Annotated in this window: 19 protein-coding genes; 9 read left to right on the top strand and 10 right to left on the bottom strand. The window is 67.1% G+C overall.

The genetic code is table 11. The features are described from left to right. The first annotated feature begins 121 nt into the window (after positions 1–121). A complete protein-coding gene (locus tag G7Y85_RS03545; protein WP_166251706.1) occupies positions 122–1,414 on the top strand; it encodes an adenylosuccinate synthase in 1,293 nt (430 codons plus the stop codon). Between the two features lie 58 nt (positions 1,415–1,472). Here G7Y85_RS03545 and G7Y85_RS03540 read toward each other — a convergent pair whose 3' ends face one another. Further along, positions 1,473–2,555 carry an MBL fold metallo-hydrolase gene (locus G7Y85_RS03540; protein ID WP_166251703.1) on the bottom strand — a complete coding sequence of 361 codons (1,083 nt, stop codon included), beginning with the start codon at positions 2,553–2,555 and terminating at the stop codon, positions 1,473–1,475. A 183-nt stretch (positions 2,556–2,738) separates the two neighbouring features. Between G7Y85_RS03540 and G7Y85_RS03535 the strand changes: the two genes are divergently transcribed. The 4 genes from G7Y85_RS03535 (at position 2,739) to G7Y85_RS03520 (ending at position 8,551) form a co-directional block, all read left to right on the top strand. Beyond that, positions 2,739–3,524 (top strand): peptidyl-prolyl cis-trans isomerase, encoded by a 786-nt coding sequence (locus tag G7Y85_RS03535; RefSeq protein ID WP_166251700.1) that lies wholly within the window; start codon positions 2,739–2,741, stop codon positions 3,522–3,524. Next, the gene (locus G7Y85_RS03530) at positions 3,521–5,797 is read left to right on the top strand and encodes a DUF3604 domain-containing protein (protein WP_166251697.1); all 2,277 of its coding nucleotides are present in this window, start codon (positions 3,521–3,523) and stop codon (positions 5,795–5,797) included. The genes G7Y85_RS03535 and G7Y85_RS03530 overlap by 4 nt, the downstream gene beginning before the upstream one ends. A 55-nt stretch (positions 5,798–5,852) precedes the next feature. Further along, on the top strand, positions 5,853–6,707 hold the full coding sequence (locus tag G7Y85_RS03525; RefSeq protein ID WP_166251694.1) for an SDR family NAD(P)-dependent oxidoreductase: 855 nt from the start codon (positions 5,853–5,855) through the stop codon (positions 6,705–6,707). 80 nt (positions 6,708–6,787) lie between these two features. Continuing rightward, positions 6,788–8,551, top strand: a complete 1,764-nt coding sequence (locus G7Y85_RS03520) for a sulfatase family protein (protein WP_206675471.1) — start codon at positions 6,788–6,790, stop codon at positions 8,549–8,551. A 24-nt stretch (positions 8,552–8,575) separates the two neighbouring features. On the opposite strand, the gene G7Y85_RS03515 is transcribed toward G7Y85_RS03520, so the two are convergent. Continuing rightward, entirely contained in the window at positions 8,576–9,472 is an 897-nt protein-coding gene (locus G7Y85_RS03515) for a helix-turn-helix domain-containing protein (RefSeq protein ID WP_166251690.1), read from the bottom strand. Positions 9,473–9,682: 210 nt separating this feature from the next. On the opposite strand from G7Y85_RS03515, the gene G7Y85_RS03510 reads away from it, so the two are divergent. The 3 genes from G7Y85_RS03510 to G7Y85_RS03500 all read left to right on the top strand — a co-directional run bounded on the left by G7Y85_RS03510 (position 9,683) and on the right by G7Y85_RS03500 (position 14,360). Beyond that, complete coding sequence (locus tag G7Y85_RS03510) at positions 9,683–10,126, top strand: hypothetical protein (protein ID WP_166251687.1); 444 nt, start codon at positions 9,683–9,685, stop codon at positions 10,124–10,126. A 335-nt stretch (positions 10,127–10,461) separates the two neighbouring features. Then, positions 10,462–12,699 carry an NADP-dependent isocitrate dehydrogenase gene (locus G7Y85_RS03505; RefSeq protein WP_166251684.1) on the top strand — a complete coding sequence of 746 codons (2,238 nt, stop codon included), beginning with the start codon at positions 10,462–10,464 and terminating at the stop codon, positions 12,697–12,699. A gap of 563 nt (positions 12,700–13,262) precedes the next feature. Further along, positions 13,263–14,360 (top strand): glutathione S-transferase C-terminal domain-containing protein, encoded by a 1,098-nt coding sequence (locus G7Y85_RS03500; protein WP_166251681.1) that lies wholly within the window; start codon positions 13,263–13,265, stop codon positions 14,358–14,360. 9 nt (positions 14,361–14,369) lie between these two features. Here G7Y85_RS03500 and G7Y85_RS03495 read toward each other — a convergent pair whose 3' ends face one another. From G7Y85_RS03495 to G7Y85_RS03460, 8 genes are all read right to left on the bottom strand, one after another. Next, entirely contained in the window at positions 14,370–17,087 is a 2,718-nt protein-coding gene (locus G7Y85_RS03495) for a winged helix-turn-helix domain-containing protein (RefSeq protein ID WP_166251678.1), read from the bottom strand. Between the two features lie 84 nt (positions 17,088–17,171). Further along, positions 17,172–18,533, bottom strand: a complete 1,362-nt coding sequence (locus G7Y85_RS03490) for a WS/DGAT/MGAT family O-acyltransferase (RefSeq protein WP_166251675.1) — start codon at positions 18,531–18,533, stop codon at positions 17,172–17,174. Positions 18,534–18,546: 13 nt separating this feature from the next. Then, positions 18,547–19,527, bottom strand: a complete 981-nt coding sequence (locus G7Y85_RS03485) for a lysophospholipid acyltransferase family protein (protein ID WP_206675470.1) — start codon at positions 19,525–19,527, stop codon at positions 18,547–18,549. Next, positions 19,524–21,173 (bottom strand): cholesterol oxidase, encoded by a 1,650-nt coding sequence (gene choxAB / locus G7Y85_RS03480; RefSeq protein WP_166251672.1) that lies wholly within the window; start codon positions 21,171–21,173, stop codon positions 19,524–19,526. Before choxAB ends, G7Y85_RS03485 begins: the two co-directional genes overlap by 4 nt. A 14-nt stretch (positions 21,174–21,187) precedes the next feature. Further along, positions 21,188–22,795, bottom strand: coding sequence for an AMP-binding protein (locus G7Y85_RS03475; RefSeq protein WP_166251669.1), 1,608 nt, complete (start codon positions 22,793–22,795; stop codon positions 21,188–21,190). Further along, positions 22,792–23,121, bottom strand: a complete 330-nt coding sequence (locus G7Y85_RS03470) for a helix-turn-helix domain-containing protein (RefSeq protein WP_206675469.1) — start codon at positions 23,119–23,121, stop codon at positions 22,792–22,794. Before G7Y85_RS03470 ends, G7Y85_RS03475 begins: the two co-directional genes overlap by 4 nt. 307 nt (positions 23,122–23,428) lie before the next feature. Further along, positions 23,429–24,367 (bottom strand): IS481 family transposase, encoded by a 939-nt coding sequence (locus G7Y85_RS03465; RefSeq protein WP_166251663.1) that lies wholly within the window; start codon positions 24,365–24,367, stop codon positions 23,429–23,431. Between the two features lie 86 nt (positions 24,368–24,453). Beyond that, positions 24,454–25,389 carry an oxidoreductase gene (locus G7Y85_RS03460; protein WP_166251660.1) on the bottom strand — a complete coding sequence of 312 codons (936 nt, stop codon included), beginning with the start codon at positions 25,387–25,389 and terminating at the stop codon, positions 24,454–24,456. Positions 25,390–25,532: 143 nt separating this feature from the next. Between G7Y85_RS03460 and G7Y85_RS03455 the strand changes: the two genes are divergently transcribed. Then, a complete protein-coding gene (locus G7Y85_RS03455) occupies positions 25,533–26,261 on the top strand; it encodes a crotonase/enoyl-CoA hydratase family protein (protein WP_166251657.1) in 729 nt (242 codons plus the stop codon). Positions 26,262–26,419 lie beyond the last annotated feature (158 nt).

Raw genomic sequence — 26,419 nt, 5'->3', positions numbered from 1 at the left:
TTGAGCGCCTGGAGCCGAACCATGGGTAAGACAGTTGTCATCATCGGCGCGCCCAGCTCGCGTCTCGACGCGAACGCAGGACAACGGGGGCATTGCCCCATTGAGCGCCTGGAGCCGAACCATGGGTAAGACAGTTGTCATCATCGGCGCTCAATGGGGCGACGAAGGCAAGGGCAAGGTCGTCGATCTGCTCACCGATCGCGTGCAGGCCGTCGTGCGCTTTCAGGGCGGCCACAATGCCGGCCACACGCTGGTGATCAATGGCGTCAAGACCGCGCTCAATCTGATCCCGTCCGGCATCATGCGGCCGGGCACGGCCTGCCTGATCGGCAACGGGGTCGTGCTGTCGCTGCCCGATCTGGTCAAGGAGATCGAGAAAGTCGAGGCGACCGGCGCAACCGTGCGCGACCGTCTGTTCATTTCCGAAGCCGCGCCGCTGGTGCTGCCGGTGCACGCAAAGCTCGATCAGGCGCGCGAACTCGCGCGCGGCGAAAACAAGATCGGTACCACCGGCAAGGGCATCGGTCCGGCTTACGAAGACAAGGTTGCGCGCCGCGCGGTGCGCATCGGCGACCTGTTCCATCGCGAGCAGCTGGCGGCCAAGCTCGGCGAACTGCTGGCGTATCACAACTTCGTGCTGCAGAACTTCTACAAGGAAGAGCCGGTCGATTTCCAGCAGACCCTGGAGTCGCTGCTCGGATTCGCGGACATCATCAAGCCGATGGTCGCCGACGTCACCGAACTGCTGCGCCTGCATCTGCGCCGCGGCGACAACGTGTTGTTCGAAGGCGCGCAGGGTGCGCTGCTCGACGTCGACCACGGCACTTATCCGTACGTGACCTCGTCGAACACCACGGCAGGTGGTGCGGCGACCGGCACCGGCGTCGGCCCGCGCGAACTCGATTACGTGCTCGGCATCGTCAAGGCATACGCGACGCGCGTCGGCTCCGGCCCGTTCCCGACCGAACTCGGCGACGAGATCGGACAGCACATTCGCGACAAGGGCGCCGAGTACGGCACGGTCACCAAGCGTCCGCGTCGCTGCGGCTGGTTCGACGCCGTTGCCGCGCGCCGCTCGATCTTCAACAACAGCGTCACCGGCCTGTGCGTGACCAAGCTCGACGTGCTCGACGATCTCGACGTCATTCGCATCTGCACCGGCTACAAGGTCAACGGCCAGCCGGTCGAAGTGCCGCCGATCGGTGCCGAGGGTTTCGCCAAGGTCGAAGCGATCTACGAGGAATTCCCGGGCTGGAAGTCGAACACCTACGGCGTGACGCGCTACGAGGACCTTCCGGAAAAGGCGCGCACCTATCTGCAGCGCATCGCCGAAGTCACCGAAACCGAGATCGCGATCGTCTCGACCGGCCCGGATCGCGATCACACCATGGTGTTGCGCAACCCCTTCGACTGAACCTTGCCTGCGTCGACGGAAAAGGCCGGCATCACGCCGGCCTTTTCTTGCACGCCGTTCAGCGCAGCTCGCTGACGCGTGCCTCGCCGCCGGCCAGCGGCAGCTCGATCAACATGCCGTCGCGCGCGAGCACCACGCCATGGTCGCGGATTTTCGACACGCCGCGCAGGAACACGCGCTCGGCGATCCGGTTCGGTGGCGGTGGCGTCAGGTGATACATCAGCAGCAGCGGGACGCCGGCTGCGTTGGCGACCTCGGCTGCTTCGACCGGCGTCGTGTGATAGCTCGGAATGTCGTGGAAGATCTTCGCGTAGCGCGTGCGACCGAGCAGTTCGGCGGCATCGTGCATGCGCTTGACCAGATCGTTGTTCTGGGCCTCGTGCGCAAGCAGGTCGGCCCCGCGCGCGGCGTCGATCACCGATTGCGTCTTCACCGTGTCGCCGCTGATGACCAGTGAGCGCCCCTTGTAGTCGAAACGATAGCCGACCGCCGGATGGATCGGCGCATGGTCGACGGCGAACACGCTGACTTTCAGCGCGCCGTCCTCGAACGCCGTCGCCGGTGTGCCGTCGTCGGGGACCGTCAGCACATGGGCCTGCATCATGCCGAGCGCCGGCGGCAGGAAGTCGGCGCCGTGGTGCGCCGTTCGGTAGCCGGCATCGAGTGCATAGGCCTGCTGGAAGCCGGCGACCACCGATTCGACGCCCGCCGGGCCGTAGACCGGCAAGGGCATCGGCCGGCCGGCTACCCAGGTCTGCATGTTCAGTTCGCCGAGGTCGCCGATGTGATCGGAGTGATAGTGCGTGAAGAACACCGCGCCGATCCGCTCGCCCGGCATGCGCAGCAGTGCCATCGTGTTCCATGAACCGGAGCCGGTGTCGACGACGTAGAAGCGCCCGCCGGCGATGACCGCGAGGCAGGGGCGTGCGCGGTCGGGTGATGGCAGCGGCGACGAACTGCCACAGACCAGCAGACGCAGCGCGTCGTCGGCGAACAGCTGCGCAACGCGCGCATGGTTGTCGATGTTGGTGCGGATCACGCGACCGATCAGGCGATCCTGTACGGCGGGCACGTTGACGGCGACGGCGGCGACGATGCCGAGCACGACGATCGCCGCAAGCAGAATCTTCGGAAATTTCATTTTTCCCTCCCTTTGTGATGTCGCCTCGACGTGCTTCGCAGGGACGCTTTCGAGGCTTAATATTGACACAGTGTAAACCAAAGACTTTTAATGGCGGCAAGTGCCGGTCCATCGAACCGGCGTATCCGGTCCGGCCGAAGCGCCTTCGACTCGCTCGACGCGCGCCGGACCTTGGGGGGAGGAATGCGCAAGCTGCTGCAGGCGCTCTTGGCGGTCGCTGTCGTGATGCTGCTGCTGGCGCTGGCCTGGTGGCTGGGCCGCTGCGGCGTCGTCGGCTTTGCGCCCGCGGCGCCCGCGATGTCCGCGACGGCAACCCCGGCAAACGATGCCGAGCTGCTGTTCCGCGAGGCGCTGCGCCGCGGCTACGCCATGGACGACCTGATCGTGCGGCGCGAGCTGGTGCAGCGCATGCGCGACGCCTTGCTGCAGGAGCATCCCGTGCCGGCAGCGGACGACGCGACGCTGGCGGCCTGGCTCGCGCAGCACGCCGAGCGCTACCAGGCGCCGGCGCGCTACAGCTTCGATGCCGTGTATCTGAGCCGCGGCGAACATGGCACCGGCCTGCAGGCCGCTGCCGAGCATGTCGCCACGGTTCTGCGTGCCAACCCGGAGCAGTACGCCCGGCTCGGTGATCCGTTTCCGCGCGGCTCGCATCTCGAGCGTCTGGACGTGACGCAGATCGAGGCCGATTTCGGCTACGCCCTGGCCAAGGCCGTCGTCGGTCTGCCACGCGGACAGTGGCAAGGGCCACTGGCATCGCCCCTGGGGCTGCACTTCCTGCGCATCACCGATGTCGAGCCGGCAAGGGTGTTGACGCTTGCCGAAGCGCGCCCGCGGCTGCGAGTCGATTACCGGCAGGCGCAGCAGCAGCAGGTGCTGCGCGAGGCGCTGGCCCGGCTCAGACGGGATTTTTCCGGCGCGCCGCCATTGCCACAGCCGGCGCCCCTGCAGGACGAGGAGATTCCATGACCGACCGGATCATGCGTCGTGCGCTATTCGCCGGGCTCTTGCTGCTCGGCGGCTGCGGCAGCAGCCAGGCCCCCGATACCGACGCGGGCGCCGACGGCGGCACGCCGTTCACCGCCAACGTGACCTGCGACGGCGCGACGGCAACGCGCAAGAACGCCTACTTCGGCGACATGCACGTGCACACGCTGTACTCGGTCGACGCCTACTTCTTCAACGGCCTCAACGGTCCGCGCGAGGCCTACCGCTTCGCCAAGGGCGAGCCGGAGAGGCTGCCGGCGGGCGAGACCGATCCGTACACGCCGGGTCGGACGATCCAGCTCGACCGGCCGCTGGACTTCGCCGCCGTCACCGATCATTCCGATTTCCTCGGCGACTGGCGCTTGTTGTGCCAGGCCGACGGCAGTCTGCCGATCGGCACCAATCCGGCGTGCAATCTGGTCGGCGACTATCTGCGCCAGAACATCACGACCATCGTCAACGGCGATCAGCCGGCGGCGTTCACGGTACTGACCGCGGCGTTCGCGCCGGTGCCGATCGTCACGTCGATTCCCTGGCAGGACGAACTGAACATCGCCGACGAGGAAAACCTGCCCTGCAGCTTCTCGACATTCCCGGGCTACGAGTGGACGTCGCAGAAGCACAGCCAGATGATCCACCGCGACGTCTATTTCACCGGCACGAACCTGCCGGCGGACGTTGCGCATGTGGCGACGCCGGAGGATCTGGTCGCGCTCGCTACCGGTCAGCAGACCTCGAGCAATGCCAACGACGACTGGCGCATCTACGACTATCTGGAACAGAACTGCGATCCGGCGCAGGGCTGTCGGACGATGACGATCCCGCACAACTCGAACCAGAGCAACGGTGCGATGTACCTGCCGATCGATCCGGCGACCGGCCTGCCGCAAGGCCGTGACGCGGCACCGCTGACGCTGGCCGACGCCGAGTTGCGCGCCAAGTACGACCGCATCATCGAGATCCATCAGCACAAGGGCAATTCCGAATGCGCTGTCGGCCTCGGGCCGTACGAAGACCGCTTCGATCCGAGCTGTACCTTCGAGCTGGCCAAGAATGTCTGTCGCGGCCTCGCCAGCGATCCGCCGGAGTGCAGGCAGGTCTGCAGCGGCGATCCGCAACGCGATCCGGACTTCTGCCACCTGACGCTGGCGCCGACCTTCGCCACCGGCGTCTGCCAGACCGAAGGTCACGACGGCACGTCCGGCCCGGATCCGAAATGCGTGGCGCCGCTTGACATGGCGCGCAACATCCTCGCCGACGGTCTGGAAATCCGCGACGTGCTCGGCGTCAATCCGATGCACATGGGCTTCATCGGTTCATCGGATACGCACAACGGCGATCCCGGCGACATCGCCGAACAGAACTTCCCCGGCCACGGCGGCATCCTCGACAGCGATCCGCGCACGCAGCTTGGCTACTGGACCTGCGACGGCAAGAACGAGGACCCGGCCGATCCCGCGCATTGCACGAACCGCCAGTTCCTCGATCGCGCGCGCGGCTTCAATCCGGGTGGTCTGGCCGGCGTCTGGGCGCCGGAGAACACGCGCCAGGCGGTCTGGGACGCATTCCAGCGCGGCGAGACCTTCGCCACCTCCGGGCCACGCATCCGCATCCGCACGCTCGCAAGCTGGACGCCGCCGCCGGCCGACATCTGCGACCGGCTTTCGGCGGGCGACAATCCGGTCGATACCGGCGAGATCGCCGGCGCGGTGATGGGCGGCGACCTGCCGTCGCGACCGGCCGGTGCCAAGGCGCCGTACATCGTGGTCTGGGCGCAGCAGGACCCGGGCGATCAGACGCCGGGCCTGCCGCTGCAGAAGCTCGATCTGGTGAAGGGCTGGAGCGACGCAAGCGGCGCGCGCCACGTCAAGGTCTTCGATGCGATCGCCAGGACATCGGCGACCGTCAGCCGGCCTTCGCAGCAGGACTGCAGCGTGCAGCCGGCCGGCCATCCCGAACGCCTCTGCACCGTCTGGCACGATCCGCAGTTCGAAGCGAATCAGAACGCGTACTACTACGCGCGCGCCTTCGAGATTCCGAGCTGCCGCTGGAGCACTCACCTGTGCGTCAACGCCGGTGTGCAGTGCTCGGCGCTCGATCCGGCCAATGGCATGTTCACGCAAGCCAGCGGCTGGCAGGGCTACGAAGGCTGCTGCAGCATCAGCGGCGCGCCAGGCTCGTTCAAGGGCCGCAATGTCTTCGCGACCATCGAGGAGCGCGCCTGGGCCTCGCCGATCTGGGCGCGGCGTCCATGACGCTCGCCATGCACCGTCCATTCCCGTCCCGGCCGTCGTCCCGGAGTTCGCGCGCTTGATCACTTCGTTCCACAACAAGCTCTGTGTCATCACCGGCGGCTCCAGCGGCATCGGCTTGGCGATTGCCGAACGTCTCGCGCGCGAGCAGGCGCAACTGCTGCTGGTCGCCCGCGGCGAGGCGGCGCTGGAAGCTGCCGCCGAGCGGCTGCGCGCGCTCGGCGCCACGCAGGTGCAGACCCTGGTCGCCGATGTCGCGTCCGACCCTGAGATGCAGAAGCTCGCGCCGGCGATTGCGGCGATGGGCGTGGCGGCCGATCTGGTCGTCAACAGTGCCGGCATCGTCAGCGGCGGTCTGCTGTGCGACGTGCCGATGGACGAATGGCGGCGTCTGCACGAAATCAACGTGCTGGGTCTGCTGCGCGTGCTGCAGGCGACGCTGCCGGCAATGCAGGCGCGTGCCGAGCGTGGCGATGGTGGCGGCCATCTGGTCAACATCGCCTCGGCCGCCGGACTGCTCGGCTTTCCCGGCCTCGCCGCGTATGGCGCGACCAAGTCGGCGGTGATCACGCTCGGCGAAAGCCTGCGGCTCGAACTGGCCGCCAGCGGCATCGGCGTGACCACGGTCTGTCCGGGATTCGTGCAGACCCCGATCGCCGGCAAGTTCCGCCTGTTCGGGCGCATGGACAACGAGCGCACGCGGCGCTTCGTCAGCGACTGGTTCGTGCGCAATCGTCTGAGCGCCGACACCGTCGCGGAGCGCACGCTCGCCGCCGTGCGTCGCAACCGGCGGCTGGTCGTCGTCGGTCGCGATGCCGTCTCCGGCTACTGGAGCAAGCGCTTGGTGCCGGGCCTGCTCGAGCGGATGCTGCGTCGCCGTGTGCCGTCGACACGCAAGCGTGCCGTGGCGTAATGGTGGCAAGAATCGGAAATCGTGCTGCGGTCGCCGCCTGATGCGGCGCGCACCGGGCGCAAATCAAGCGAGGCCTGCACATGAATCGTCGTGATTTCATCAAGACCATCGCCGCCGGCGGCGCCGCGACGCTGAGTGCCGAAGCGTCCGGTGCGCCGGCGACGCCGGCAACGCCAGACGCGATGCCGCAGGCGGCGGGCGCGATCGGCGCTGCGAAGCCACGGAGCCGACGGCCGAACATCCTGCTGATCATGTCCGACCAGGAGCGCAGCAGTCTCGATCTGCCGGGTGGCCTCGGTCTCGACGCGCACGACTGGATCGCCGCGCGCGGGACCAGCTTCCGGAACTTCAACGTCAACACCACGCCTTGTTCGCCGTCGCGTTCCAATCTCTACACCGGCCAGCACACCCAGCTCACCGGCATGACCACCAATGTCGGCGCGCCGCCGTTTCCCGAGCTCAAGGTGGACGTGCCGACCCTCGGCCACATGCTGCGTGCGCAGGGCTACTACTGCGCGTACAAGGGTAAATGGCATCTGTCCGATCTCGGCGGCAATGACGCCGTGCGCTACGGGCACAAGCCCAGCGCCCGCAACGCGCTCGAGCCCTTCGGCTTTTCCGACCACAGCGACGTACCGATCGCCGACGGCGGCACCTGGGCCGGCTTCAAGCTCGATGGCGAGGTCGCGTCCGAAGCCAGCCAATGGCTGTACGACAACGGCCGCGCGCTCGATCGGCCGTGGTTTCTCGCGGTCAACTTCGTCAACCCGCACGATGCGGTCTGGTTCGACGATGTCGATCACGCGCAATCGCGCTCGCGGCTGGATCGCGACTTTCTGTCGCCGTTGTCGCCGCCGCCGGTCGAGGGTGTCTACACGCAGCACTGGGACCTGCCGCTGCCGAAGAGCCACTACCTCGACACGCTGGCCGGCAAGCCCTGGGCGCAGACCTCGTACGTCGACTTCTGCAATGCCTGTTACGGCCACATCGATCCGGACGACGAGGCGCGCTGGCGCAAGTACCAGAGCTACTACTTCAACTGCATACGCGATGTCGACCGCCATGCGCTGACCGTGCTGCGCACTCTCGAGTCGCTGAAGCTCGACGGCGACACCATCGTCGTCTACACCGCCGATCATGGCGAGATGGCCGGTGCCCATCGCCTGCGCCAGAAGGGGCCGCACATGTACAAGGAAAACGTGCGTGTGCCGTTTCTGGTCCGTCATCCGGATCTCGGCGGCGGCGTGCAGACCGATGCGCTCGGCAGCGCGATCGATCTGGCGCCGACCCTGCTGGCCTTCGCCGGCCTCGACGACGCGGCGCGCGCGCAGCGTTATCCGGCGCTCAAGGGTGTCAACCTCACGGCAGCCGTCGCCGATCCGAACGCACGCACGACGCGCGACAGCCGAGGGCATCTGTACGACTACAACACCACCCTGTACATCGACCCGGACAGCGCCAAGGCAATGATGCGCGGACAGGAGATGGCGAGCTGGTGGAACCTGTTCAAGGAAGGCATGAAGAACGGCCACCTCGGTCCGGTGCTGACCCATCCCGGCCTGTTCCGCGGCGTGCACGACGGGCGCTACAAGTTCGCGCGCTACTTCGCGCCGGCCCAGCACCACATCCCGCGCGACTGGCAGACGCTGCTGCGCTACAACCAGCTGGAGCTGTACGACACGCAGACCGATCCGGACGAGATCATCAATCTCGCGGTCGATGCGGAAGCACACAAGGCGCTGATCCTGAGCCTCAACGACAAGCTCAATGCGCTGATCATGGACGAGATCGGTTTCGACGACGGCCGCGAGCATCCGGGGCCGGATTTCTACTACCGGCTCTGAGACGCAGGGGCAGCGTCCGTCGGTTCAGGCGTCCCGGCTGGCGCGGGTCTGCGCAACGCCGGCCAGTGCGCGCAGCGTGTCGGCGCCGCTGGCGGCAAGCTCGGCAAGCTGAAACGCGAAGTGCAGGCGGATCGTGTCGCGGCCGATCCCGCTCAGCTGCGCCGAGCCGTGGCCGTCGTATTCCAGCAGGCCCAGGCTTTCGGCATGTTGCAGCACTCGCCGCACATGGACGTGGGTGACGTGGAAGCGTGCCGCGATCCGGCTCAGCTTGAGCCGCACCGGCGCAGCGGTCGGAAACGGCTGGTCGTGCTCACCGGCCACGGCCAGCAGCCACAGGATCTGCGTACCGGCACGCGGATGGAGAAAGGCCTCGCGCAGGCCCGGCACCGGATCGGGGCTTTGCGTGAGCGTGTACAGGCGCGTCGCCTGGATGCCGAGGAAGGCGGCGAAGATCGGCGGCTGGTCGAGTCCGTCGCACAGCGACTGCAGCGATGGTTCCAGCACCGCCGCCGCCAGCAGCGCGAGCTGCAGATGCCGTTGCCAGGCCGCGAGGAACAGCGCCGTCGGCAGATAGCTCAGTGCACGTCCCTGCGCCTGCGACGCCTGCAGGTAGCCCAGATGCACGAGAAACTGCAGCAGCGATCGCGCGCGGCCGGCGCTGAGAAAACCGGACGCGGCACAGATCGTCTTGAGTCGCGCCAGGGTCAGGCCGCCGGCTCCGTGCAGATAGGCGGCAGACATGGCGGCGACGTAATGGCCGGCATCCTTGCTGACCGCGCAGAAGCGTTGATCCTCGTCGCAGGCCTGCAGCATGTTGGCGGCGAGCCGACGCGCCGCGGCCGGGAAGCGCGGCTGCGACATGACGACGTGCCAGGCTGACTTGGGGTCCGCGTCGGCGGACGCGCTGCGTGCGTCGTTCATTGCCACTGACCTGAATGTCGCGAAGCCGCGCGATACGGTGCGACATCATGATCCGGCGATCAAATTTGTCCAATTGCCGGCGTTTCGGCGCCGGCCACAGACTCGGACACCGGGGGGTCGATGGCCAGGCGCGCAGATCGGGGCAGGGCGGCGTGCCGAAGGTCCACGCATCGGCTCCAGACCGGTGGCTCATCATCGAGGGGTACCACCATGCGTGCATCCAAACTCGCGCTCGCCGCGCTTTCGTTCTTTGCCATGCCGGCCTTTGCCGCCGGCGATCCGGACGCACCGTCCTACGAGAACGGCTCGGTCTGGGATTTCACCGAGGTCAAGACCGTCGACGGTCATTTCGACGACTACATGAACTGGCTCGCCACGCAGTGGAAAGCGCAGGAAGAGGCGGTCAAGAAAGAAGGGCTGATCAAGAGCTACAAGGTGCTGGTCGTCATGGACCCGCGCGACGGCGAGGGCGATCTGATGCTGGCCGTCGAGTATCCGAACATGGCGGTATTCGACCGCACGGTCGCCGAGCAGTATGCGACGCAGAAGAAGATCTTCGGTTCGCTGGCCAAGGCCTCGAAGGAGCAGGCGGAGCGTGGCTCGATCCGCACGATCAAGGCCGACTACATGATGCGCGAAGTGATCCTGAAGTAGCCCTCCGGCACAGGCCCCGCGCTGCGCTCGCTCCGTTTCCGGCCGGCGCGGTGCGGGGTCCCTGCATTGCGGCCATCGTGACCCTGGCGGGCGCTGCACTGCAGCATCCGGTCGAAATGCACGACAGCGTTGTTCGCTAGTGGGCCTTGCCGCCACCGTCGGGCCGGCCCGCGTCCGGAGCGAGCGGATGGGGCCTTCAGACATTTTCCCGGAAGGCAATGATCCGGAGACTGCGGCATGGTGCCGTGGCCGTAATACAATGGCGGGCGAACCATTGACCCTGAGCGGCGAACGCGTCGTCCGGGGTTCCATATTCCCCGGACCTGAGGCCGACCATGAGCGAACAGCAGCCAACCATCATTTACACCCTGACTGATGAGGCGCCGCTGCTCGCGACCTGTGCGTTCCTGCCGATCATCCGCACCTTTGCCGAACCGGCAGGTATCAAGGTCGCGACCAGCGACATCTCGGTCGCGGCGCGCATCCTCGGCCTGTTCCCGGAGTATCTGACCGAAGCGCAGCGCGTGCCGGACAACCTGGCAGAACTGGGCAAGCTGACGCTGCTGCCGGACACCAACATCATCAAGCTGCCGAACATCAGCGCGTCGGTGAACCAGCTCAACAGCGCGATCAAGGAACTGCAGGGCAAGGGCTACGCGATTCCCGACTACCCGGAGAATCCGAAAACCGACAAGGAAAAGGAAATCCGCCAGCGCTACTCGAAGGCGCTCGGCAGCGCCGTCAATCCGGTGCTGCGCGAGGGCAATTCCGATCGTCGCGCGCCGAAGGCGGTCAAGGAATACGCCAGAAAGCATCCGCACTCGATGGCGGAGTGGAGCCAGGCGTCGCGCAGCCACGTCTCGCACATGCACAGCGGCGACTTCTATCACGGCGAGAAGTCGATGACGCTCGACCGCGCGCGCAACGTGAAGATGGAGCTGATCACCAGAAGCGGCAAGACCATCGTGCTCAAGCCGAAGGTCGCCCTGCAGGACAAGGAAATCATCGACAGCATGTTCATGAGCAAGAAAGCCTTGCTCGAGTTCTATGAAAAGCAGATCGACGATGCCTACAAGACCGGCGTGATGTTCTCGCTGCACGTCAAGGCGACGATGATGAAGGTCTCGCACCCGATCGTCTTCGGCCACTGCGTGAAGATCTTCTACAAGGATGCCTTTGCCAAGCACGGCAAGCTGTTCGACGAACTCGGCATCAACGTCAACAACGGCATGGCGCAGCTCTACGAGAAGATCAAGACGCTGCCGGAAAGCCAGTACGAAGAAGTGATGCGCGATCTGCACGCCTGCCACGAACATCGGCCCGAGCTGGCGATGGTCGACTCGGCCAAGGGCATTACCAACTTCCATTCGCCGAACGACATCATCGTCGACGCCTCGATGCCGGCGATGATCCGCAATGGCGGCAAGATGTGGGGCGCGGACGGAAGACTGAAGGACGTCAAGGCCGTGATGCCGGAATCGACCTTCGCCCGCATCTACCAGGAGATGATCGACTTCTGCAAGACGCATGGCGCCTTCGACCCGAAGACCATGGGCACAGTGCCCAACGTCGGCCTGATGGCGCAGCAGGCCGAGGAATACGGCTCGCACGACAAGACCTTCGAGATTTCCGAGGACGGCGTCGCCAACATCACCGACCTCGACAGCGGCGAGGTGCTGCTCACCCAGAACGTGGAGACCGGCGACATCTGGCGCATGTGCCAGGTCAAGGACGCGGCGATCCGCGACTGGGTCAAGCTGGCCGTGACGCGCGCGCGCAACTCGGGCATGCCGGCGGTGTTCTGGCTCGACCCGTATCGCCCGCACGAGCACGAGCTGATCCAGAAAGTCGTGAAGTACGTGCAGGAGCACGACATCAAGGGTCTGAAGATCGAGATCATGTCGCAGGTACGTGCGATGCGCTACACGCTGGAGCGCGTGATTCGCGGTCAGGACACCATCTCGGTCACCGGCAACATCCTGCGCGACTATCTGACCGACCTGTTCCCGATCATGGAACTCGGCACCAGCGCCAAGATGCTGTCGATCGTGCCGCTGATGGCCGGCGGCGGCATGTATGAAACCGGCGCCGGCGGTTCGGCGCCGAAGCACGTCCAGCAGCTCGTCGAGGAAAACCATCTGCGCTGGGATTCGCTGGGCGAGTTCCTCGCGCTGGCGGTGAGCCTTGAGGACCTCGGCATCAAGACCGGCAATCCGCGAGCCAAGATCCTCGCCCGGACGCTGGACACCGCGACCGGCAAGCTGCTCGACAACAACAGGAATCCGTCGCCGAAGACCGGCCAGCTCGACAATCGCGGCAGCCAGTTCTACCTCGCGATGTACTGGGCGCAGGAACTGGCCGCGCAGACCGAGGACGAGGCACTGCAGCAGCGCTTCGCGAAGCTGGCGAGGACGCTGGAAGAAAAAGAGAAGACCATCATCGGCGAGCTGGCCGATGTGCAGGGCAAGCCGGTCGACATCGGCGGCTACTACATGGCCGACCCGGCCAAGCTCGACGCCGTGATGCGCCCGAGCAAGACGCTCAACGAGGCGCTCGGGACCGCCGCTGGCTGATTGACTGCGGCGACCCGCCGCCGCTGCAGCGGCGCAAATCCGGGAACGCTCGTTCCGGCCGTTGCCGGCGACGGCGGGCGGCGCTATCGACGGCCGCCGGACGGCGGCTGGCTTCCCATCGCCGGACGACAGGCGAGGGCGCCATCCGAGCGGTTTGCCGTCGACGAATTGCCCTGCGATGACGAGTCGGCGCAGCTTCCGCTCATCGTCCTGCCGCCGCGGTCGCTGAACGAACACGCGGCACCGGCCGACAGACCCGCGCAGGCCGCCGCCGCTTCCGGCGGCGGGCCCGGTGGTGCGCCGGCCGGCGGACCGGAACCTTGTGCGGTATCCGACGGTTGTGCGTGCAATGGCGCGCCGCTCGTGGCCAACAGTGCAAGGGCAAGAAAAGTGCGGCGCAAGGCGTTCATGGCAGGTCCCGATTCGTCGATGGTGCCGACAAAGGCTAGGGGTCGGCGTGGTGATCGATCGCGGTTTTTACAGAGCGTTTACAAACGCTGGGCAATAAGACGCACCGGCAGGCGATGCCGGCAACCGTTGCGAGCCGCTACGATGCAAGTGTCATGACTGCCGTTCTCTGGGGTTCCGAGCTCTCGCCGTATTTCCTCAAGACCGAGGCGCTGTGCCGCTACGCCGGCCTGGCGACGGTGCGCCGTCCCGACGGTGGCGGCACGCTGGAAAATCTGCGTCTGCTGTTGCGCATCAAGCGCGCACAGGCAGGACACCGCGTGCAGCGCTGGCCGGGACCGGACGTGCTCGACGAATACCCGCTGGTGCCGTATCTGCTGACCGACGACGGCGCCGTGCACTACGACAGCAGTGGCATTGCCGGGTGGCTCGACGAGCACAGGCCGGCTGCGGCGGCGGCGCTGATACCGGACGATCCGGAACTGGGTCATGTCTGTCGTCTGATCGACGAGGCCATCGACGAGATCGGCCTGTACTGCGTGCATCACCATCGCTGGGTGGTGTCGCGCAAGGACAACAACGCCGGGGCACGCCTCGCGCACGAATTCCGCAGTCTGATCCCGGCGCCGCTGCGGCCGGTCTACGCACGTCATTTCGCCGCGCGTCAGACACGCCGCCTGCCGTATCTGTTCTCGGTTGCCGACGGGGGCCTGATCTGGCCGGACGACGGTTTCCTGAAACCGCCGGCGCGCGCCGGCTTTCCCGGAACCCACGAACGGCTTGAAGAAGCCTGGGACGAACTCGTCGATGCCGCCGACTTCGCACTGCGCCATCGTCCGTATCTGCTCGGCGAACGCTTCACGCTTGCCGACGCCGCGCTGTACGGACAACTCGGCATGAACACCAGCGATCCGTCTTCGGAGTGGCGCATCCGCCTGCGCGCGCCGCGTCTGCGCGCCTGGCTGGACGACATCGCCGCCGGCCGTCATGTCGGCAGCAGCGGCCCGCTCAGCTGCAGCGACCATCTCGGCCCCTTGCTCGCCTGGGTGCAGAGCTGTTTCGTGCCGCTGATGGAAGCCAATGCCGCGGCCCATCAGCGCTGGCGCCAGCGCAATCAGCTGGACTGGAACGAAAAGGCTTTCGAGCGCGGTGAAGCCCTGTTCGACCTGCAGTGGCGCGGCGCGCCGGCACGCACCGTCGTCAAGCGTTTCCAGGTTCGCGTCTGGCGCGATCTGCAATCCGATTCGCGCTGAGCGGTCCGCTCAGAGCAGCCCCATGCCGCGCGCCGCGACCAGCGCGCCCGAACGGTTCTTGGCGCCCAACTTGCCGTAGATGTTGTGCAGGTGCCAGCGCAGCGTGCCCTCCGAGATGAAGATCGATTCGGCGATCTCCTTGTTGCTCATGCCGGATTCGAGGCGCTTGATGATATTGATCTCGCGCCGCGTCAGCTCGCCGAACGAGGCGGCGCTGGGCGATGTCGCGTCCGTCCCCGCGTCGCGCCGCAGTCCCTGCAGGAGCTGCTGGATGAAGGCCTGCGTCTCGGGCATCGCGCTGCCGGCTTGCGCCAGCGCCTCCAGCACCGCTTGCAGCTCCGGGCCCTCGTCGATGAAGGTACGCAGATACTGGCGTGGCGCGGCGATGCGCATGGCCGCGTCGAGGCTGGCCGTCGCCTGTGCCATGTTGTCGTCGAGGCGATGGGCGACCGCCTGCATGCCGAGCAGTTCGCTGAGGCGGTGCTGCAGACCCAGCTGCGTGCAGCGTTCGATCGCCGGCGCCAGCACCGCCAGCACCCTGGCGGGCGTGTCGCGCAGCCGTGTGCGCAGGGCGATGCGCGAGGCCTTGTCGGCGAGCAGCTTGGAGACCGCTGCGCCGCCCGCGGTGTCGTCGGCGCGCAGCATCTCGAACCGCAGCGCGACCGCCAGCGCGTCGTCGTAGCGCGCCTCGCGACCCAGCCAGGTGCATTCCTCGGCGGCCAGCGTCACGACCACGCGGTTGAGTTTTCGCTGCGCGCCCAGCGCCTGGCCTTCGTGCAGGATCGCGTAGCCGGTGGCGGCGTCGCGCTGCGCAAAGCGCAGGCGCGCCTGCGTCAGGTAGGCGAGGATCACGGCGTCGGCCGGGCCGTAGTCCTGCACGCTGTGCATGGCCTGTTCGATGTGCGTCTGTGCCTGATCGATCTCGTCGAATTCGTAGGCGACGGCTGCCAGCACCGTATGCATCATGCTCGTGTGCGCGCGATGGCCGTTCAGATGCCGCCCGATCAGCTCGAGGCTGACGAGGCTGACCTGTCGCGCTTCGCGGTAGCTGCCGCGCTTCATGTGCAGCAGCGCTTCGATGTAGACGTTCCAGGCCAGGCCGTAATGGCCTTCGGCCTGTTCGTGCCAGCGACGGCCTTGCGCAATCACGGCCAGACCCTGCTCGATGTCGCCCGCGGTCTTGTGGCCGAAACCCAGCACATTGGCAATGTGGCCTTTCTGCACGGCTGGCGCGTCGGGCCAGCGCTGCAGCCAGTCCCGGGCGCGGTCGCGGGCCTCGATGCCCTCGTCGTGCAGGGCCACGGAAATCGCGACCTGCAATTCCATCGCGCTGCGGATCGCATCGATCGCGGGCTGGTCCGGCACGTCGGCCTGCTGCAGACGTTCGACGATCTGCGCGAGGCGGTGCAGCTGCGCTTCCACTTCGCCGCGACGCGTGTGGAAGGCGAGGGCGAACGCGTAGTTGATGCGGATTTCCGGCAACTGGTCGACCCATTGTTCCGGCAGTTCGCGCATCCAGTGCATCAGCGTCTGGTGATAACCCTTGCGGTAGATGATTTCGTCGACCGACTGCGCGACCCAGGTGGTTGCCTGCGGCCAGGCTTCGCCGCGGATCGCGCCGTTGATCGCCTCTTCGATCTCGCCGTGCTCGAACAGCCAGCGGGCGCCGGCGATCAGCACCGCGCGGCATTCGTCGGGCGCGCGGCGCCGGTAGTGCTCGCGGAAGAAATGGCCGACCAGATGGTGAAAGCGGAACCACTCGCCGTGGCGATCGAGCGGCACCAGGAACAGGTTGCGCGCCTGCAGTTCGGCGAGCCGCTGCGCGGCGTCGGGTTCGCCGCTGACACAGCCCGCCAGCCCGGCGTCGACGCGCTCGAACTGCGCAACGCATTCGACGAAGCGGCGCAGGGGGCCGTCGAGGCCGGCCAGCACCATTTCTCCGAGATAGTCGACGACGCTGCGATCGGTGCCGGTGAAGCGCGCGATCAGTTCGCGCGCCTGTTGCTCGTCCTGCGTCTGCAGCGCCGCGGCGACCAGTTCCAGCGCCGCGGCCCAGCCTTCGGTCTTGCCGCTGAGCTGGCGGATCTCGTCGTCGGCGAGATGGCGGCCGAGGCGCAGCGACAGGAATGCCGCGGTTTCGTCGGCGCTGAACTCGAGGTCGGTGGCGCCGATCTCGAGCAGCTTGCGCCGCACGCGCAGGCCGCTGAGCGGCAGCTTCGGTGCGAGCCGGCAGCCGAGCACGTACTGGTACTGGCGCGGCGAATAGTTGATGAGCCAGTGCACCGTTTCCAGCACTTCGTCGTGCGTCGCCAGATGCAGGTCGTCGATGAACAGCACCGCGCGCTCGGGAATGCGCGCGAGGTCGGCGGCCAGCGATTCCAGCAGTGGCTTGACGCTGTCTCGAGTCACCGTCAGCTGCGCGAGCAGGTCGTGGCCGATGTCCGGCGAAATACCCTGGAAGGCGGCGACCAGATGGCGCAGGAAGCGCGTCGAGTCGTTGTCGTCCTCGTCCACCGACAGCCAGGCGCACTGCAGGCCGTCGTGCTGCAGCAGCTCGTGCCAGCGCGCCATCACCGTCGACTTTCCATAACCGGCGGGCGCGCAGATCAGCGCGACGCTGGCCTCGCCACGGCGCAGTTCCGGCGGCGGATCGAGCTTGGGCCGCGCCAGCGGTTGTCCGGTGCCAATGCCCGGATAGAGCTTGGCCTCGACGACGTTGGCACGCACCGCCGGCGGCTGCGCTGCCGCTGTTTTTTCGTTTCTCCCCCGCATTCGCCGATCTTACCCAGCGGCGACGCATCCCGCGACGGCTCAGAGCAGCGCGTCGAGCTCCGCCAGCGCCTCGCCGGCGTAGACCGCCAGGCGCTGCAGATGCGGCAGGCGGTCACGGCTGCCGGTGAAGCCGACGTTGAGCTTGCCGGCGTAGCTCACGCCGGTGATGTTCAGGGCCAGCCCCTGGACCGGGATCGACACCGGGTACATCGCGTCCAGGCGCGCGCCGCCGAGATAGAGCGGGTGCTCCGGCCCCGGCACATTGGAGATGATGACGTTCATCGGCGGCCGCAGCCGGGCGCCGAGGCCGCTGACCATCACCGCGACCGCAGGCGTGAACGTCAGGGTCGCGAACGGCAGCCGCGCGGCGGCGTCGAGGCTTTGCAGATGCTGCTTCCAGGCGCCGATCGACGCGCGGATCGCGGCAAGGCGCTGGCGCGGATCTTCGATGTCGGTGGCCAGCGAAGCCCAGATGAAGCCCACCGCATTGCCGCTGGCGTCATCGCCGTCGGCACGCAGGCTCATCGGCACGCCCGCTGTCAGCGAAGCCGCGGGCAGGGCGTCGCTGGCCAGCAGATGGCGCCGCAGCGCCGCGCTGCAGACGGCTAGAAAGACATCGTTGATCGAGGCGCCGGCGCGCTTGGCGATGCGCCGGATCTGCGCGAGGTCGAGTTGCTGGGTGGCAATGCGGCGGGCGCCGGTGACGCGGCCGTTGAGCAACGCCGAATTCGGCGCTTCGAACGGCCGCAGCACGACCGGTGCGTCGGGCGTGCGCAGGAACAGTGGTCTGAACGCGCCGGGCAGGGTCGTCAGCCAGCGCAGCGAGGCCGGCGCGCGCGGCGCGGCGGACGGCTTGCCGCGGCGTGCGGCCGGTGCCTGCGATTCCCACGGCGGTGCCAGCGACGTGCCCGGTTTGTCGCGCAGGCTCGCAGCGATCATGCGCGCGCCTTTGACGCCATCGCTCAGCGCGTGGTGGATCTTGATGTAGATCGCGAACTGCCGGTCGTGCAGGCCTTCGATGACATGGCAGGTCCACAGCGGTCGCGTGCGGTCCAGTGGCTGGCTGTGCAGATGCGAAATCAGCTCGCCGAGTTCGCGCTCGCCGCCCGGACCGGGCAGCGCGGAATGGCGCACGTGATAGTGGAAGTCGATCTCGTCGGCTTCGTGCATTGCCGGCAGCAGACGACCGAGCGGCACCGGCGCCAGCTTGAGATTCCACGGCCGGCCGATCGCCTTCGGCGCGCGGTAACGCTGCACGACCGATTTGACGAAGCCCGGTGCCGCGTTCTTCGGCAGGCTGAAGATCTGCAGCGCGCCGACGTGCATCGGCGTGTCACGCGTCTCCATGCCAAGAAAACTGGCATCGAGAACCGACAGACGCCGTGCCCTGGAAGCACCCATCGGGCGTGCCCTCTCAGCCCAGCAGCGGCAGACGCCGCTGCGCGGCGAGCCGCGCCACGCCTTCGCTGATGCGCTGCTGCACGAGCTCGAAGATCTCGTTGACGTAGGCATCGTCCTTGGCACGTGCCGGATTCGGGTCAACGTGGATCGGCTCGAGGAATTCGTTGGTGATCTTCGACGGCAGCGGGATATGCGTCGGCAGCACTTCCGGCCAGATGCCGAACGGCAAGCCGGCGACGATCGGCGCCGTGTCGGCGCGCAGGAAGCGCTTGAAGCCGAGCAGCTTGGCCAGCCAGCGACCTTCCGACAGCACGAACACCGTTTCGGTGCCGCCGACGGTGGCAACCGGCACGATCGGCACGCCGGACAGGATGGCCTGCTTGACGAAGCCGCGACGGCCGCCGAAGTGCACTTCATGGCGTTTGCGCCAGCTGCGCATCGCATCGACTTCGCCGCCGGGCCAGACCACCACGCTGTTGCCGGCCGCGAGCGCCGCCGTCACCGTTTCGCGCGACGCCGGGATGACGCCGACCTTGCGGAAGAACGGGCCGATGCCGGGCATCGCCATCAGCACATCGTGCGCGGTGCCGTGCAGCACGCGCTTGCCGCCGAATCGCCGCCACCACGAAAACACCAGCGACCAGGCATCCATCGTCAGCCAGGTGCCGGAATGAATGCCGATGAACAGGCAGGGACCATCGGGAATGCGCTCCCAGCCGTGATTGTCGACACGAAAGTAACGATCGAGAAAGAAATCGATCGCCGGCTTGATCTTCGCCATGTACGCACGATCGGCGCCGTTGACCGACCAGCCGGCCCTGGCGAGATCGCCGATCGCGCCACGTACGGCCTTTGCCTTCACGTCCTCCGTGGCGGACGGCGCCGCACTTGCAATGCGGACCTGCGGCGTGATCGCCAGCTTGGCCGAAGCCGTCGCCTTGCGAGGCTTGCGGCGCGGGGTCGGCGCCCGGGTGTTCGGGCGGGTCTTGCTCATGCGGCAACTCCGATCGCTGACATCGGCGCACGAATGGTCTGCGCCGCGGGGATGAAGGACATGGCGCGCTCGGCGAGCGCGGTGATGGTCAGGCTGGGATTGACGCCGAGATTGGCGGACAGCATCGAGCCGTCGACGACATACAGGTTCCGGTAGTTGAAGACGCGGTTCTGCGCGTCGATCACGCCGTTGTCGGCGCTGACGCCCATCGCGCAGCCGCCCATGCAGTGCGCGGTCATCGGCACGTTGAACAGGATCTCGGTGATCGTCGACAGACCGACGCCGCCGGTCGCCTTCGCGGCCTTTTCCGTAAACGCATTGGCCTGCGGGATGAAAGTCGGAATGCGCTGCCCGTGCGTGCTCAGGGTCTTGCTGAATGGCCAGTACCAGGGCCGCGTCCAGCGCATGTTGAGATGGCCTTCCAGCGTCTGCATGACCAGGAAGATCACCGTTTCGCTGGACCAGCGGTACGGCAGCGCCGTGCGCAGCGCTGCGAGCGGACGGGTGACCAGCAGCTTGACGATGGACAGCAGCCAGCTGCCGATGCGCGTCGGTCCCGGCCGGCCGCCGGTCAGCACCGTGAACAGGCCCTTCATCAGGTTCGAGCCGGCCGGGTAGCGCACCGCCTCGATGTGCGTGTGCTCGTCGATGTAGATGCCGGAGCCGATGGCGATGCCCTTGGACAGATCCTGCTTCGAGCCCGGATAGCGCACGCCGAGGATGGACTCGGCATTGGTGCGTACGCGCTTGCCGAGATCGTCGGAGATGTTCGGCAGTGAACCGCTGGTCTTGAGCTTGAACAGCAGTTCCTGCGTGCCCAGCGACGAGGCCGCGAACACCACGTTCTTCGCGGTGATGCGTGCGCGCTTGCCGAAGAAGCGCGCGAACGCCGGCCTGGTGATGACCTCGTAGCCGTCGCTGCCGTCGAGTTTGCCGTTCAGCGGCCGCACGTCGACGACGCGGGTTTCCGCCGTGACCTTCGCGCCGCGCTTCTCGGCGAGATACAGGTAGTTCTGGTCCAGCGTGTTCTTGGCGCCGTGCCGACAGCCGACCATGCAGCCGCCGCAGCCCATGCAGGACTTGCGCGACGGGCCTTCGCCGCCGAAGTACGGATCGGGATATTCGGTGCCGGGCGCATCGCCGTCCTGGCCGAAGAACACGCCGACATCCGTGTAGTAGAAGCTGTCGCCGACACCGGCGACTTCCGCCATCTGCCTCAGCCGCGCGTCGGCCGGACCGGGACGACGGTTCTCGGTGACGCCGAGCATGCGCCTGGCGGTCGCGTAGTAGTCCGGCATGCAGGCATCCCAGTCATCGAGCGCTGCCCAGTTGCCGTCGCGCCACACCGATTTCGGCGGCACCAGCAGCGTCTGCGCGTAGGTGATCGAGCCGCCGCCGACGGCGTTGCCGTGCAGGATCATCACGTGCTTGAACAGGCGCAGGCGCAGGAAGCCGCGAAGGCCGGCGAACGGCGCCCAGAGGTAATCCCAGAATTTCCAGTTGGTCTTCGGCAGATTGTCCGGCGACCAGCGCCGGCCCTGCTCGACGACGTGGACGCGGTAGCCCTTCTCGGTCAGGCGGTGCGCGGACACGCTGCCGCCGAAGCCGGAGCCGATGATCAGGAAGTCGGTGTCGTGTTCGTGCATGGAGAGGCTCCTCGTCACGCGCGCAGTTCGCGGCGCAGGATCTTGCCGACCGGCGACTTCGGCAGCTCGCTGAGGAACTGCACCTGGCGCGGCACCTTGTAGGCGGTGAGGTTGCGGCGGCAGTGTTCGATCAACACGTCCTCGCTGAGCGCCGGATCGCGCCGGACGACAAACAGCTTCAGCGCCTCGCCGGTGCGGGCGTCGGGGACGCCGATGCACGCCGATTCGAGGACGCCGGCATGCTCGGCGCAGACCGCCTCGATCTCGTTCGGATACACGTTGAAGCCGGACACCAGCACCATGTCCTTCTTGCGATCGACGATATGGTAGTGACCGTCCTCGTCGCGGCGTGCCATGTCGCCGGTGCGGAAGAAGCCGTCTTCGGTGAATGCCGCGGCGTTCTCGTCCGGCTTGTCCCAGTAGCCGCGCATGACCTGCGGGCCGCGCGCGCAGAGCTCGCCGGATTCGCCCGGTGCGACTTCGCGGCCGTCATCGTCGCGGATCGAGATCTCGGTGCCCGGCAGCGGCAGGCCGATGCCGGCGCGAAACGCGACGCTGTCGATGCGGTTCACGGTCAGCACCGGGGAGGTCTCCGACAGGCCGTAGCCCTCGAGCAGCACCTTGCCCGTGACGCTCTGCCATTGCCGTGCGACGGCAGGCTGCACGGCGCTGCCGCCGCCCATTGACAGTTTCAGGCCGGAAAAATCCAGCGACGCGAACGTCGGCGTGTTGAGCAGGCCGTTGTACAGAGTGTTGACGCCGGTGATCACCGAGAAGCCTTCGCGACGCATGGTCTGGACGAGGGCCGGCAGGTCGCGCGGATTGCCGATCAGCACGTTGCGTCCGCCCAGGCGCAGGAAGCTGAGCAGGTTCACCGTCAGCGCGAAGATGTGATACAGCGGCAGCGCGGTGATGACGACTTCGCGCCCGGGCCGCATGGCATCGCCGAACCAGGCGCCGAGCTGATCGAGATTGGCGAGCAGGTTGCCATGCGTGAGTTCGGCGCCCTTCGACGGGCCGGTCGTGCCGCCGGTGTACTGCAGGATCGCCGTGTCGCCGTGACGCTGCGTGCGCGGCGGCAGCTCGCTGCGGCTTGCCAGCGCGGTGTCCAGTGTGGCGGTGCCGCTGTGATCGTATTGATCGTGGCCGGCGGCCGGCACGCGGGCGACCGGCACGACGATGACGGTGTCGACCGAAGTGTCGTCGAGCACCGAGCGGACGGTCGGCACGAAGGGCTCGGCAACGATGATCGCGCGCGCCCCGGAATCGCACAGCTGGTGACGCAGCTCGCGCGCCGTGTACAGCGGATTGACGTTGACGATCACGCAGCCGGCGCGCAGCACGCCGCAGATCGCGAGCGGGTAGGCGAGCACGTTCGGCATCATCAGCGCGACGCGTTCGCCCTGGGCAAGACTCAGATCGCCGGCAAGAAACGCGGCGAGGCGCTCGCTCAGGGTATCGAGCTGCGCGTAACGCAGTTGTGCATCGCCCTGCGTCAGCGCGACGTTCCCGGCATGCTCGCGACAGGCTTCGACCAGCAGCTCGTCGAGACTGGCGTGACGCGGCGCGTCGATGCCCGGTGTCGCGCGCGGCGAAGCGGCCGCCCTCGCGCCGGAGCTCATGTCGACAGACCGGCGCCGTAGGCCGGCGTCGCGGTGTGCGACGACAGCATGCCGAGCTGGATCGCGGCGTTCACGGCCTGCACGCGCGTCCGCACCGCGAACTTCGAGTAGACGTTCTTCAGGTGGTACTTGACGGTGTTCTCGGATACGGACAGCGCGTCCGCCATCTGCCGGTTCGAGGCCCCGTCGGCCAGCAGGCGCAGGAAGTGCTTTTCACGAACCGTCAGCGGCTCGATCAGGCGCACGTTGGCGGACTGATTGAACTGCCAGAAGCGGCGTGACTCGTCGTCGAAACCGCGGCTTTCGGCGGCGTGACCAAAATCCATGAGCGGGGCTCCTCTTTGTCGTTTTGTCGAACCGTGATGCCAGTTCAACAGGCCGGGTGCCCCGACGCGCCTAACAAAAAGCAGGTTTTGATCCCGGCATCCTCGCGGGGCGTTGGACGCAAGCCGGCAAACGACGTTCGGAAGCCGGCGCAAGCCGCTGATCCGCATGGAAATCAAGCTGAGACTGCAGCAGCGTGGCAATGGCGTCGCCGGCGACCTGCGATGGCCGCCGGCGAACACCGGATCATGCGTGCTGCCGGTGCATCGACGCCGCGCCGCGCGCCGCGGCGCCGGCCGCGATCGGCGCCTAGGTGTTGAGGTTCGATACGTTATTCAGCGGGATGCGGCTGATGGGCGGTTGATAGCCGAGCGCTGAGTGTCGTCGGTGGTGATTGTAGTGGTGCTGCCAGCGTGCGAGATGCTCGGTTCGCTCGCTGGAGTGGCGGTAGGCGTAGGCGTAAGCCCATTCGCGTAGCGCAGTCTGCACAAAGCGCTCGGCCTTGCCGTTGGTTCTCGGGGTGTAGGGCTTGGTGAAGATGTGGCGGATGCCTTGCTGCCGCAGGGCGTCCGCGAAGGGTTGGGAGCGATAGGCCATGCCGTTGTCGGTCATGATGCGGCGCGTCGTGACGCTGTGCTCGGCGAACCAGGCCAGGGCACGCTTCAGAAAGCCCGTCGTGGTGTCTTTGCGCTCGTCGGCGAGGACTTCGGTATAGGCCAGACGGCTGTGATCGTCTACGGCCAGATGCAGGACTTCCCAGCCGGCGCCACGCGTGTGGTCACGCGGATTGCCGGTGATACGGTGTCCGAGCTTCTCGATCCGGCCGAGCTTCTTGGTGTCCAGGTGCAGCATCTCCCCGGGCCGCTCATGCTCGTAGCGCACCACCGGTGGCCGGACCTCGACGGACGGCAAGCGGCTCAAGCCGTGCCGGACGATGCACCGACGCACCGTCGCGTAGGGACACCCCAGTGCTTCGGCAATATCGCGGATCGGCCGGCGATCCTGGCGTAGCGCCAGGACCCGATCCTGCTGCGCCGCCGACAGGGCACTGCGGACCCGATGCGGCCGGCTGGAGCGATCGCCCAGCCCGGCGTCACCTTCCCGCTCGAATCGGGCACGCCACTTGTAGGCCGTGCGCACCGACACTCCGCTCTCCGCGGCCGCCGCATTCACGCCGATCTCACCCATGCGAGCGACCAGCCGCGCTCGTCCTCTGGCCGTCAGTCGGGCATTCTCATGACTGTTCATCCGGCTCCCTGCTGATGATCTGAAGTCTCGACAACCTCAGATTCCCATCTCCACAGCCGGATGAACAACCTATCGAACCTTTACACCTAGGCCGACAGGAAGCGCACGCCGGTCAGCTGCTCTGACAGCGCCCACAGCCGCGCGGCGACCGCTTCGTCGCGCGATGCCGCGTTCGAGCGCGTCCGTGTCGGATACCCGCGGCTGCCGCCCAGGCGATCCGGACCGAAGTATTCGCCGCCGCGCACGTCCGGCATCGTCGCCGCGTACAGCTGCGGCAGCGCGCCCATCGCCGCCGGCTGGCCGAACAGGGCGTTGCCGATCTTCATGATCGCGCCGCCGATCACCGAGTTCTCGATCTTCGCGCCGGCGCCCTGCAAATTGGTTGCGGCGTAGCCGGGGTGTGCGACGACGCTGATCAGCGATGCGCCGCGCTGGTCGAGACGCCGCTGCAACTCGTAGGCGAACAGCAGATTCGCGAGCTTGCTCTTGCCGTAGGCATCCCACTTCCTGTACGGCTTGCGTTCCCAGTTGAGATCGTCGAGATCCATGCCGCGCGTCCAGGTATGCGCCATGCTCGCGGTGCTGACGACGCGGCCGCGTGGCGCCGCCAGCAGCACGTCCAGCAGCTGGCCGGTCAGCGCGAAGTGGCCGAGGTGATTGGTGCCGATCTGCATGTCGAAACCCTGCTTCGTGCGCATCTGCGGCAGCGCCATCACGCCGGCGTTGTTGTGCAGGATGTCGAGCTTCGGATGGCGCGCCTTGAACGCGCTCGCGAACGCGGCGACCGAATCGAGATCGGCCAGATCGAGCAGCATGAATTCGAGGTGCGCGTCCGGTACTTCGGCTTTCAGTGCCTGCATCGCCGCTTCGGTCTTTTCGCGGCCGCGGCAGGCCAGCACCACGTGCGCGCCATGCGCCGCCAGATCGCGCGCCGTGTAGTAGCCGAGGCCGCTGTTGGCGCCGGTCACGACCGCCACCTTGCCGCCCAGGTCCGGCATGTCCGCCGCTGTCCACTTGCCCATGCCCGCTCTCCGAATGCGATGCGCCGCGCCCCTGCGGCGCACGGACTGTAGCGCGGACACATGCCGTCCGTCGTGACGGAACGGCGACGGCGCCGGATTTGCTAGCCTTCGCGGCAATCCCTTGCCAGCCGGAAGTGCCCGCCATGACCACGCTCGTGAAGTACCGGCTCGAAGCCGGCGTTGCGACCCTGCAGCTCGACGACGGCAAGCGCAATGCGCTGTCGCCGGCGATGTTCGATGCGATCAATGCGGCGCTCGATCGCGCCGAGGCCGATCGCGCCATCGTCATCTTCACCGGGCGCGACGAAGTCTTCTCGGCCGGCTTCGATCTCAAGGTCATGAAAGGCGGCGGCGTCAACGCGCTGCGCATGCTGCGCGCCGGCTATGCGCTGACCGCGCGCGTGCTGGCCTATCCGTATCCGGTGATCGTCGCCTGCAACGGGCACGTGCTGGCGATGGGCGTGTTCCTGATGCTGTCGGCCGACTGGATCATCGGTACGCGCGGCGACTTCAAGGTTTCCGCCAACGAGGTGGCGCTGGGCCTGACGATGCCGCGCGTCGCCGCGGCCATGTTGCGGCATCGTCTGCAGCCGGCCGCGTTCCAGACCGCCGTCACCCTGTCACGCTACTTCCCGGTGGAAGCGGCGCGCGAGGCCGGTTTCTTCGACGAACTCGTTGACGCCGATTCCCTGATGGCACGGGCGCAGGAGCGTGCGGTGGAGTTTGCCAGGCTCGACATGCCGGCCCATGCAGCATCCAAGCGGCGTATCCGCCAGTCGCTGATCCACTACATCCAGCGCAGCATCCCGCTCGACGTGATCGACGCCGTGCGCATGGGGCTCAGCGCCGCCCGCAAGCGTCGTCGCGACTGAGGCACACCCCTGCGGCCTTGCGGCCACTGCGGCCGCGCGCCGCCCTGCGACAGAATGCGCGCGGCGGCGCAGCAAGCGCCGTGGTGCCTGCCGGTGGAGGGCCGGGCAACCCGAAGAAGAGCAGGGGGAGCGCATGGACTTGCGGAAGCGGGCTGCGG

Origin of the sequence: Solimonas terrae (assembly GCF_011067135.1) — a bacterium.
GTDB lineage: Bacteria > Pseudomonadota > Gammaproteobacteria > Nevskiales > Nevskiaceae > Solimonas > Solimonas terrae.
Note: the sequence above shows the minus strand (reverse complement) of the source record. Positions and strands in the feature narration are given on the sequence as shown.